The sequence below is a fragment of the Nocardiopsis codii genome (genome assembly GCF_036327455.1).
GTDB classification, from domain to species: domain Bacteria; phylum Actinomycetota; class Actinomycetes; order Streptosporangiales; family Streptosporangiaceae; genus Nocardiopsis; species Nocardiopsis codii.
In genome coordinates, this window is the sequence record NZ_JAUZMY010000038.1 from 44,701 (window position 1) to 55,659 (window position 10,959).

Sequence of the window (10,959 nt, forward strand, 5' to 3'; positions counted from 1 at the left end):
GCGGGCTCCGCGAAACAAGAACGGAAAGCGCTTTCAACGATGAAGTTAAGTGTTTGTTGTCAACGCGTCAACAGTCTTGCCCTCGGGAGTCGAGCGTGTTAAGCGGGTCGGCGGTGGACCGGACGGCACGAAGCCCCTGTGTCCCAGGGAATCTGTGACGCCGCCCGTCGCCCCGCCGTGGCGGCGGACGCGGGCGAGCCCCGGACGGAGAGGCCGTCGCATACACCGCCCGTGGCGCACAACGACTGGAAAGCCTTTGCCTGATACCGGTAACCACTCCAGCACGTTCTTGCGGTTCCCGCGGACCGGGGCGACCAGCTCCGGGCAGCCCGGCGCGGCGGGGTCGCGCCGGGCCATCGCCCGCTCCGGCCACGGGCGCGAACTCGCCGCGCGGGAGCGCGTCCGGCACGGCTGCCTGTGCGCGGGCACGGCCGACCGGGGCGGGGCCGGTCGCGCGGGGGCGGCCGCCCCCGCCCCCGAGGTCGGCGCAGACACCGTCACCGGTCGGTCGCGGAACCTCCCGGCCGGGGGTCCGGCGCGGGCGACGCGCTCTTGAAGACCTCGAAGACGGCCAGGTAGTTGTCGGCGCCGTGGCCCCGGGCGACGGCGTGCTCGGCGATCTGCATCATCAGCCTCGGCTGGGCGGCGTGGACGCCCTGTTCCTCACTGGTGCGGGTGATGTGTTCGAGGGCGTTGAGGTTCATCTCCAGGGTTCCGTCGTCACCGGGGTAGTGCCCCCGGTCCAGGTCGGCGGCCTGCTCGGCGAAGGAGGCGTCCAGGATCATGGGCATGAACCAGCCGAGGGCGAGTTCGGAGAACCGGGCCGCCGGGACACCCGCCGATCCCACCAGGGCCGAGGCGTGCAGGAACCCGTTCATGGTCGCGTACATCATCTCCAGGAGCGCGGTGTTGTACAGGACCGCGAGGCCGGGGTCGGCGCCGAGGTGCCGCGGGTCGCCCAGGCTCTCCAGCACCGCCCGGTGGCGGTCGAAGGGCTCCTGCGGACCGCTGTACAGGAAGACGGCGCCGGACTCTCCGACCAGCGGCGGCGGCACCATGATCGCGCCGTCCAGGTAGTCGGCGCCGCGGTCGCCGACCCATCGCCGGGCCTCCCTGGCCTCCGCCGGGGTTCCGGAGTTGAGGTTCACCAGCGTACGCCCCCGCAGAGCCCCTCCTGCGGAGTCGAGGACCTCGTACGCGGTCCCGTAGTCCTTGAGGCACATGATCGTGACGGGTGCGGCGGCCACCGCCTCGGCGACGGTCGCCGCACGCCGGGCGCCGGGCGCCCCGGGCGACGAGGCCGTCGGCCCTGCCCGGGGTGCGGTTCCAGACCGTGAGGGAGTGCCCGCCCCGGAGCAGGGCCTCCCCCAGCGCCACCCCCATGGGCCCCAGTCCGACGAGGGCGACGGGGGCGCCGTCCTCCCGTAGGGCGTGCTGTTCCGTCGTCGTCCCGCCCGGGTTCACGGTGTCCTGTGCCGGTTCGTCGTGTCCTGCAGTGCTCTGTCCTGCGGTGTTGTCCGTTGTCATGTGCGAAACGCTAGAGTCTGACACCCGTGTCAGAGTCAACCGGAACCTGTGTGGTGGTCGTCACGTGCGTATCGGAGCCCTGTCCCGGCGGACCGGAGCCAGTGAGCGCTCCCTTCGCCACTACGAGAAGCAGGGACTCCTGCACCCCCAGCGCGATGAGTCGAGCGGATACCGCGAGTACCGGGAGGACGACGTCCGCACCGTGCGGAACATCCGCACCCTCCTGGCAGCCGGTCTGAACACCGCCGTGATCGCGGACCTGCTGCCGTGCATGGTCGAGGACGAAGGGGAGCTGGCCCCGGGCTGCGCGGGCCTCGTGACCGACCTCAACAGGGAGCGCGACCGGATCAGCGCCGCCGTGGCCGAACTCGCGGCCTCGCTCGACGTGCTGGACACCCTCATCACGGCCGCCCCTCCGGAGACCGCGGACGACCCCGCCTGCGCCGAGGACGACGCGGAGCCGTCCCCCGTCCACAGCTAGGGCGCGCCGGTCACGCGCCCGGCCCACGGGGAGGCCGGGCGCGGGCACCGGGCGCCCGCACAGGTCCCGGGGCCGGTCGCTCCTTCCCTACTCCGCGAGCGGCCGGCGGGCGAACAGGTGGGCGTGGGGCGTCAGCTCCGCCCCCTCCGGTTCGCGTACCACCCGCGTGTGCACGACCAGTCCGGCCTCCTCCAGGAGTCCGGCGATCTGCTCCGTCGTGCGGCGGTGGAAGACCAGTTCGACGGGGTGGCCCAGTACCTGCTCCATGTGCCGGGGCTCCTCGCCGACCTGGAACACGACCATCACCTCGCCGCCGGGGACCAGGGCCCGGCGGAACGACGCGAACACCCCCGGCAGCAGTTCGGCCGGCACGTGGATGATCGAGTACACGGCGCAGATCCCGGCCTGGGAGGCGTCCGGCAGGTCGAGGCCGGTCATCGACCCCTCGCGGAAGGGCAGATCCGGGTAGGTGTTCCGGGCGACGTCCAGCATCCCCGGGGAGAGGTCCACGCCGGACACGTCCAGCCCCAGACCCGCCAGGTACCCGGTGGCCCTCCCGGTGCCGCACCCCACGTCGGTCACCGGTCCGCCGCGTGCGCGGACCAGCGCGGCGAACAGGTCGAGCATCACCCGATCGAGCGGGACCTTCGACAGCTCGTCCCGGTGCAGTTCGGCGTATTCGACGGCGACGGCGTCGTAGGCGGTCCGGGTGAGGGTCAAGAAGGAGGGTTCGGTCATGGCCCGGCACCTTAGCGGACCCCGGGGACGAACACCGCCGGGGTTCGCCGCCCGGGACGCACCGGCGGTAGCGTGGCGCCGACCGCGACCAGGGAGCGCGGCGTGAGGAGAGAGGGAGCATGGTGGACGACACCGACCTGCGGCACCTGAGGCGCTCGGTCGAGCTGGCCGCCGAGGCGTTGGCGGCGGGTGACGAGCCGTTCGGCTCGCTGCTGGTCGCGGCGGACGGCTCCGTGCTGTTCGAGGACCACAACCACGTCGCCGGCGGCGACGGGACCCAGCACCCCGAGTTCGCGATCGCCCGGTGGTCGACGACCCGCCTGTCAGCGGCCGAGCGCGCCGCGGCGACCGTGTACACCTCCGGGGAGCACTGCGCCATGTGTTCGGCGGCGCACGGCTGGGCGGGGCTCGGGCGGATCGTGTACGCGAGTTCCTCGGCGCAGCTGGTCTCCTGGCTGGAGGAGTGGGGACTGCCCCCGGCCCCCGTTCGCCCCCTGCCGATCACCGAGGTCGTGCCGGGGGTCGAGGTGGACGGCCCGGTGGACTCCCTCGCCGAGGAGGTGCGCGCACTCCAGGCCCACTTCCACGACCGGGACTGACCCGGGCCGCCCGGTACGTGACGAGGCCCGCCGCGGGGCGATCCGCGGCGGGCCTCGTCGCTCCCGGGAGCGCGCCTGCCCCGGGAGGTGGATGGATCAGTCGGAGGTGCCGTCGCGGTCGGTGGGCTCGAACCGGCCCTGGATGACGCGGCCGCGGTCGGTCGGGGGTACGTCGTCCGTTCCGTCGGCTCCGGGGCGCCGGCCGAAGGGGTCGGCGCCGGGGCGGCCTCCGAAGGGGTCGCCCGCGCGCCCCTGACCGGGGACGTTGACGCCCTGCACGACGAACTCCTGGTTCATGCGGTCCTGCATCTTCTTCATCCGCCGCTGCGCCCATCCGGCGAACGCCCAGCGCAGAGCCGGCCGGGTGAAGGGCAGGGCCAGCAGGAGGCCCAGTACGGCGGTGATGAAGCCGGGGATGACGAGCAGCACGCCCCCCGCCATCAGCATGAGCGGGTCGAGCAGGCCGCCGCGCGGCGGCTCACCGGAGCGCATGGCCTTGTCCGCGTCCTGGAAGGCCTTGGTCCCGGCCCGGCGCAGCACCGCCACGCCCAGGACCATCAGCGAGACCAGCGCGGCCAGCGTCCAGGGGACGCCGATCCAGCCGCCCACCACGATCATCAGCCACACTTCGAGGAACGGCAGCGCCATGAGCGCCAGCAGTGTCAGCAGCGGCATGCGGATCCATCCTCAGGGTCGTCGGCCAACGGGTCCTCCCTTACTGGGAGAAACGCCCCCGGGTGCGTAATGGTTCCCCGCCGGGGCCTCTCACCCGTGAGCGAACACGCCCGGTCGCCCCGGCCGGAACAGGCGGGCCCCGTGCGCTCCCAGGCGCCTCAGGCCCGCCGATGGGCGATGACGAGCGCGGCCAGGACCGCCGCGACTCCGAGGGCGCTCAGGAGCGCCTCGGGGGCGGCGCCGAGCCGGGTGGCCACGGTGGTGCCCTCCATGGCGTCGAGCTCGGCCACGTGGATGTCGGGCTCGCCCTCGGGTGAGCGGTAGGAGAGGGTCCCGTCCGGGGCGACCACGGCGCTGACGCCGCTGGTGGAGACGACCACCGCCGGGCGGCCGTGTTCGACCGCGCGCAGCTGGGTGATGGCGAGCTGCTGGTCGGACTGGCCGGTGAAGTTGTAGTTGGCGTTGTTGGTGGGGATCACGATGACCTGCCCGCCCGCGGCCACGGACTCGCGCACCGGCGTGTCGAAGGCGACGTCGAAGCAGATGCCGACGGCCAGGGTGGTGTCGCCCACGTCCAGGGCGCCGGGCTCGGTGCCGGGCACGGCGTCGGAGCTGACCTGTTCGAGGCGGTCGACGAACCGCGTGAAGAAGTCCCGGAAGGGGATGTACTCGCCGAACGGCACCAGGTAGCGCTTGTCGTACAGGTCGCCGGGGCCGGTCTCCGGGTCCCAGACGACACTGCTGACCTGGCGGGTGCCGTCGTCGTTGAACCGGCTCATGCCCCACAGGAGGGGGACGCCCGCGTCGGCGGCCGCCGCGTCGATGACCTCGCGGGCGGTCGGGTCCCGGAAGGGGTCGATGTCGGTGGCGTTCTCGGGGAGCAGCACCATGTCGGGCTGGGGGTACTCCCCCGCCCTGACGGCGGCGGCGAGGTCGTGGACGCCGTCCGCGTGGTTGCCGAGGACCTCCATGCGCCTGCCGAGGACGGACATCTCCCCGATGTTGGGCACGTTGCCCTGGACCATGCCGATGGTGACGGTGTGGTCGACGGCGGGGCGGCCGATCGCCGGGGCGAGGGCGCCCCCGGCGACGACGGCGGCGCAGGCGGCCAGCCCGACGGCGGAAGCGATCCACCCGGCACGGGGCCGGCGCGCACTGTTCGCCCCGCTCTCCCCGGCGCCCGTCGCGTCCGCCGAGGGCCCGGCGCCGAGGCGCGCGGAGACGGCACGCAGCACGCTCCACAGCAGCAGGCCCCCGGTCAGTGCGACCGCGAAGGTGACGAGGGCGGAGGAGCCCAGGGCGGCGTAGCCGACGAAGGGCGTGTCCGGCTGGGCGAAGGCGAGCTTGCCCCACGCGAAGCCTCCGAAGGGCAAGCGGGCGCGCACGGCTTCCTGCGCCACCCACAGCGCCGCGGTCCACAGCGGCCAGCCGGGCAGGCGCATGACGAGCGCCAGCCCCATGGCCATGGGCAGGAAGTAGGAGATCTCCAGGCCGGCGACGGCCAGCCACACGTCCACGCCGAAGATGTCCTGCCAGTGCACGAGCGGCACCATGAGGGTGGCGCCCGCGAGAGCGCCGATCCAGGCGGCGCGGCGCACGCGGGTCCCGGCGACGGCGAAGAAGAGCAGGCCGGCGCTGAGGGGGCCCAGCCACCACAGGCCGAAGGGCGGGAGGGCGAAGAGCTGCGCGAGGCCGGAGAGGGCCGCGGCGAGCGTGCGCCAGAGCAGGTCGCGACGTCCCCAGCGGTGCCCCAGGGGCAGTGCGGAGGGGAAGGAGGACGGGCGAGCCGGGGTCGCCGTCCGCTGCGGCGCCCTCGGTTGCGACGCGGGTCTGTCGGAGCCGGGGGCGTCGCCCTGCTCGGTGTGCTCGGCAACCACGTGGGGTGCTCGCTTTCCGCTGGCTGGTGAAGTCCTGCGGTCAGCATATTGGGGGGACGCGGAAAAGGCCCGAGCCACCCTTCGGACCGGCTCCGTCCCGTCGGCGGCGAGCTCGGAAGACCGTTGTCTACTGGATGTCCGGGCCTTTTCCGGGTCCAACCCCCCGCCCGGTCGCGGTACTCCGCCCCTCACCCGATCCCAACTGCACCTGGCGCGTGATGCAGCGTCCAATCGGACGAGCGGGGGACGCACAACCGGTCCGTCCAGTGCTGGACTGGTCGTTAGGTTACCCAGACTCCCCAACCGGATGCCTCAACCCGGCTGCCGTGTCGTGACCGCCGCTTCGAGTGTCTGGAGGGGAGATAGCGATGAACCGTCGGACAGGCTAACGCACCTGACGCCGCCACGCCAGCTGGGCGGGTGGAGTTTGTGTGTGACCGCAATCGGATCGACATCCGACCAAGCCTGGACTTTTCGATCACGATCGTGTCTGATGTGATCAGGAAATCGGCCCGTTTCGATCAACTTCGGAAACACCGGGCCGGGTGACGCGGACCATCGGCCACGAGATCCCCGTCACTCCCACCTCGACCCAGCGCGGGAGCTGAAACCATGGCGGAGATCGTCCTTGAGGGCGTTGACAAGATCTACGGCGGCGACGTCAAGGCCGTCGACAACCTGAACCTGAAGATCGAGGACGGCGAGTTCATGGTGCTCGTCGGCCCGTCCGGCTGCGGCAAGTCCACCGCCCTGCGCATGATCGCCGGCCTGGAGGAGATCTCCGAGGGCACGCTGGTCATCGGCGACGAGATCGTCAACGACCGTCCGCCGAAGGACCGCGACATCGCGATGGTCTTCCAGAACTACGCGCTCTACCCGCACATGAGCGTCGAGCAGAACCTGGCCTTCGGCCTGAAGCTGCGCAAGGTCCCCAAGCCCGAGATCGCCCGCCGCGTGCAGGAGGCGGCCGAGATGCTGGGCCTGGAGCCCTACCTCAAGCGCAAGCCGGGCGCGCTCTCCGGCGGTCAGCGCCAGCGTGTGGCCATGGGCCGCGCGATCGTGCGCGAACCCCGCGCCTTCCTCATGGACGAGCCCCTGTCCAACCTGGACGCCAAGCTGCGCGTGCAGATGCGCGCCTCCCTCAACCAGCTCCACGAGCGCCTGGGCGTCACCACGGTCTACGTCACCCACGACCAGATCGAGGCCATGACCCTCGGCGACCGGGTCGCGGTGCTGCGCGACGGCCGCCTCCAGCAGGTCGACACGCCCAAGCGCCTGTTCGACTCCCCCGTCAACCTGTTCGTGGCCGGGTTCATCGGCTCCCCCGCCATGAACTTCGTCGACGCCGAGCTGACCGCCGACGGCACCGGGGCGACCCTCAAGTTCGCCGAGCACAAGCTCCCGGTCCCCGCGTCGGTCCTGGACGCCCGTCCGAAGCTGCGCGACTACCTGGGCCGCTCGGTCATCCTGGGCATCCGCCCCTCGGACTTCAACGACGCCGAGTTCGCCGGCAACGACGACCCGCGCATCGAGGTGACCGCCGGGGTCACCGAGGAGCTGGGCACCGAGATCAACATCATCTTCGGCGTCGACGCCCCGCCAGTGCGCCACGAGGACGCCACCGCGCTGGCCAGGGACGCCGCGGGCGACGACGAGGAGAGCGCCGAGGCCGCACTGCCCCTGGGCGGCGACCGATCGCTCTTCACCGCGCGGGTGAGCCCCCGCAGCCAGGTGCGTCCCGGCAGCACGATCAGCCTGTCGATCGACATCAGCCAGCTGCACTTCTTCGACCAGGAGAGCGGTCTGGCCATCGGCCACCCGGACAACTCCTGACCGGACCTCCTGGGGCACCCCGGCTCCCGGCGCCGTCCGGCTCCGCGGTCGGCCCACCGGCTTCCGGAGGCGTCCCGCCACGGGGCGGCCCCCCGCGCTACGCGGGGGGCCGCCCCGCCCGCGTCCGGGGGGCGGCCCCGGGACACGGGGAACTCAGTTCGCCGCCACGATCGCGAGGTTGAGGGCGGCGGCGAAGACCACCCACAGCAGGTACGGCACGAGCAGCACCGTCGCGGTGAGGCTGTGCCTGCGCCCCAGGACGGCCGCGGCGGCCACCGCCGCGGCCAGGGCGACGATGTCGGCGAACGCCGCACCGTACAGTCCGGCGCCGAAGAAAAGCGGGGTCCACGCCGCGTTGAGCACGAGCTGGAGCGCGTAGACGGCGAAGAAGGCCGGCGCCCCCGCCAGGCCGGACGCGCGCCACACCAGCCACCCCGCCAGTGCAACGGCCACGTACAGCACGGTCCACACGGGGCCGAACAGCCAGGCCGGCGGGGCCCAGGCGGGCAGCTCCAGGCCCGCGTAGACCGCGCCCGACCCGCTCGCCGCGATCCCGCCGACGGCCGCGACCGCGATGACGGCCGCGGCGAACCCCGCGGCGGCGAGGACCGAGCGTCCGGCCGACGCCGGATGCCGCTCCACCGTCTCATCCATGATCTCCTCCCGGATTGCGTCGTGCTTCCCGATGGGTCCGCGGGGCCGCTCGCCCCGCATTCGGGGCCTACCCGTTCGGACCTGCCGCACCCTCGGGCGAGCAGACCCGCCGCGCCTCCGCGGGGCCCACGCAAACCTGACTGCTCGGACATACTCGCGTTGCCGCGGGCCAGGGAGCTGTTGCTTGACCGTCCGCTCAGCCCACCTGAACCATGTGATGGTGCGCAACCGAGCCCCCGGAGCCGCCCTCGTCCCCGACCCCGCCCCCGTGCCCGCCGTCGACATCCTGCACGGCCGCCCCGTGCCCGACCCCCACCGCTGGCTAGAGACCGCCGACTCCCCCGCGACCCTGCGCTGGCTGGACGAACGACGGCGCGAGTACGAGCGCGAGGCCGCCACCTGGCCCCTGCGCGCCCCCCTCGCCGACGGCATCCGCTCCCTCGTGGACACCGACCTGTGGAGCGTCCCCGTCCACCGGGCCGGGACCGCGTTCGCCACCGTGCGCCCCGCCGGGAGCGAACACCCCCGCCTGGTCGCCCTGAACGGCTCCGCACCCCCGCGCACCGTCTACGACCCCGCCGCCGAGGACCCCACCGGCCGCACCACCCTGGACGCCTGGGAGCCCGGCCCCGGCGGCGCCATGGTCGCCGTGCAGACCTCGCGCGGCGGGGTGGAGCGCGGGTCCCTGCGGGTGCTCAGCACCACCACCGGCGCCCCGTGCGGACCGGAGGTGCCGGGGGTGCGCTACTCCCACGTCGCCTGGGCCCCCCACGGCGCCCCCGCCTTCTTCTACGTGCGCCGCGACGGCGAACGGGGGGTACGCGGCGTGTGGCTGCGCCGGGTCGGGGACGGCGAGGAGAGGCTCGTCCACGCCTGCACGGCCCCCGGCACCGTGCCCGGGGTCCGCGTCCTGGGCGAGCGCTGGCTCCTGGTCTCCGAGGGCCACGGCACGGGCCACCGCACCGACCTGTGGATCGCCGACCTGTCCGGGGGCGGTGCGGCGCAGCCCGCGCTCAGACCCGTCCAGGTGGGCGTTGAGTGCGAGACGGAGGCACGGCTGGGCCCTGACGGTCTCCTGTACCTGCGCACCACTCTGGACGCGCCCTGGCGCCGTATCTGCGCGGTCTCCCCCGAGGAGCCCGGCGTGGAGCACTGGCGCGAGGTGGTGCCCGAGGAGAGCGGCGCCACCCTCGACGCGTTCGCGGTCTTCCCGCGCACACCGCTGGAGGACGCCCCCGGGGCGGACCGCCACGTCCCGGCGCTGTTCGTGTCGCGCACGCGCCTGGGGATCAGTGAGGCCTCCGTCCACGACGCCCGCGCCGGCGACCTCCTGTACCCGGTAGACCTGCCCGGCGAGGGCATGGTCTCCACCCCCGAGGCCGCCCCCGACGGCTCGGTGTACCTGGCCTACGCGGACGTGGCCACCCAGCAGCGGGTCCTGTGCCTGCCTCCGGACGCGCCGCGGCCCCTCCAGTGGCCGCCGGGCGCCGCGGACGCCCCGCCCTCCCCCTCCGTGGAGCGCACCGTGCTGTGGTGCCGCTCCGAGGACGGCACGAGGGTCCCGGTCACCGTGTTCGACGCGGCGGTCGCCGACGCGCCCCCGACCCCCGGTCCGGGACCGACCATCCTGCACGCCTACGGGGGCTTCGGCCGCCCGCGCCAGTTCGGGTTCAGCGCGACGGTGCTGGCCTGGCTGCTCTCCGGCGGACGGTACGCCGTCGCCCACGTCCGCGGGGGCGGCGACGCCGGCCGCGCGTGGCACCTGGCCGGCTCCGGCCGCGCCAAACCGCGCGCGGTCGAGGACCTCGTGGCAGCCGCCGACGCCCTCGTCTCGGCGCGCCTGTGCACCCGGCGCCAGCTGTGCCTGTCCGGGGGCTCGGCCGGCGGGCTGCTCGTCCTGGCCGCGGCGACCGCCCGGCCTGACCTGTGCGGAGCCGTGATCGCCTCCGCGCCGCTCGCGGACATGGCCCGGTTCGAGCGGATGGGGCTGGGCCGGATGTGGACACGGGAGTTCGGCACCGCCGCCGACCCCGACGACTTCGCCGCCCTGATGTCCTACTCCCCCTACCACCGGGCGTTGGACGGCGCCGTGCGCCCGTCAGGGCGGCGCTTCCCGAGCGTCCTGCTCACCGGCTTCCACGGCGACACCCGCACCGACGCCGCCCACCCGCGCAAGATGTGCGCGGCGCTCCTGGAGGCGGCGCCCGACCGGGGGCGCCCACCGGTCCTGCTCCGGTACGAACGCGACGTCGGGCACGGCCCGCGCGCGGTCAGCCGCGCGGTGGGACTGGCCGCGGACGCGCACGCGTTCGCGGCCCACCGAACGGGGCTGTCCCGGCGCTGACGCGCTCGGACGGCCCTGGCCAGAGGAAACGGCACGAGAAGCACACAGAAAGCGAGGTGTGGTGCACATGGACCCCATCGAGGTCGAGGTAGAGGACCTGGCCGACGTGACGTCACGCGACATCACCGCGGGCGGCGACAGCGACGGCACCGACTCCAGTTCCGACTTCATCTGATCCCGGAATCCGGGCGCCGCCCCGCCCGGGCCGCCGGGCCCGGCGGCGCCCCCCAT

At 73.6% G+C, this 10,959-nt stretch carries 9 protein-coding genes and 1 pseudogene; 4 read left to right on the forward strand and 6 right to left on the reverse strand.

Features of this window, described 5'->3' with window-relative positions:
- Nucleotides 1-497: 497 nt before the first annotated feature.
- Both Q8791_RS27535 and Q8791_RS31895 read right to left on the reverse strand, forming a co-directional pair.
- Entirely contained in the window at nucleotides 498-1,247 is a 750-nt protein-coding gene (locus tag Q8791_RS27535) for an NAD(P)-dependent oxidoreductase (RefSeq protein ID WP_330094742.1), read from the reverse strand.
- Between the two features lie 91 nt (nucleotides 1,248-1,338).
- A pseudogene (locus Q8791_RS31895) lies at nucleotides 1,339-1,527 on the reverse strand (hypothetical protein); the annotation flags it as partial.
- A gap of 64 nt (nucleotides 1,528-1,591) precedes the next feature.
- Here Q8791_RS31895 and Q8791_RS27540 point away from each other — a divergent pair.
- Nucleotides 1,592-2,008, forward strand: coding sequence for a MerR family transcriptional regulator (locus Q8791_RS27540; RefSeq protein WP_330094743.1), 417 nt, complete (start codon nucleotides 1,592-1,594; stop codon nucleotides 2,006-2,008).
- 87 nt (nucleotides 2,009-2,095) lie between these two features.
- On the opposite strand, the gene Q8791_RS27545 is transcribed toward Q8791_RS27540, so the two are convergent.
- Nucleotides 2,096-2,746, reverse strand: coding sequence for a class I SAM-dependent DNA methyltransferase (locus tag Q8791_RS27545; RefSeq protein ID WP_330094744.1), 651 nt, complete (start codon nucleotides 2,744-2,746; stop codon nucleotides 2,096-2,098).
- Between the two features lie 119 nt (nucleotides 2,747-2,865).
- Between Q8791_RS27545 and Q8791_RS27550 the strand changes: the two genes are divergently transcribed.
- Entirely contained in the window at nucleotides 2,866-3,345 is a 480-nt protein-coding gene (locus Q8791_RS27550) for a nucleoside deaminase (protein WP_330094745.1), read from the forward strand.
- Between the two features lie 96 nt (nucleotides 3,346-3,441).
- On the opposite strand, the gene Q8791_RS27555 is transcribed toward Q8791_RS27550, so the two are convergent.
- Entirely contained in the window at nucleotides 3,442-4,020 is a 579-nt protein-coding gene (locus Q8791_RS27555; RefSeq protein ID WP_330094746.1) for an FxsA family protein, read from the reverse strand.
- Nucleotides 4,021-4,178: 158 nt separating this feature from the next.
- Nucleotides 4,179-5,897, reverse strand: a complete 1,719-nt coding sequence (lnt, locus tag Q8791_RS27560) for an apolipoprotein N-acyltransferase (protein ID WP_330094747.1) — start codon at nucleotides 5,895-5,897, stop codon at nucleotides 4,179-4,181.
- 612 nt (nucleotides 5,898-6,509) lie between these two features.
- Here lnt and Q8791_RS27565 point away from each other — a divergent pair.
- Complete coding sequence (locus Q8791_RS27565) at nucleotides 6,510-7,730, forward strand: ABC transporter ATP-binding protein (RefSeq protein ID WP_330094748.1); 1,221 nt, start codon at nucleotides 6,510-6,512, stop codon at nucleotides 7,728-7,730.
- A gap of 153 nt (nucleotides 7,731-7,883) precedes the next feature.
- On the opposite strand, the gene Q8791_RS27570 is transcribed toward Q8791_RS27565, so the two are convergent.
- Nucleotides 7,884-8,384: a TspO/MBR family protein gene (locus Q8791_RS27570; RefSeq protein WP_330094749.1), complete on the reverse strand. Its 501-nt coding sequence runs from the start codon at nucleotides 8,382-8,384 to the stop codon at nucleotides 7,884-7,886.
- 217 nt (nucleotides 8,385-8,601) lie between these two features.
- On the opposite strand from Q8791_RS27570, the gene Q8791_RS27575 reads away from it, so the two are divergent.
- Nucleotides 8,602-10,728 carry a prolyl oligopeptidase family serine peptidase gene (locus tag Q8791_RS27575; protein ID WP_330094750.1) on the forward strand — a complete coding sequence of 709 codons (2,127 nt, stop codon included), beginning with the start codon at nucleotides 8,602-8,604 and terminating at the stop codon, nucleotides 10,726-10,728.
- The last annotated feature ends 231 nt before the right edge of the window (nucleotides 10,729-10,959 follow it).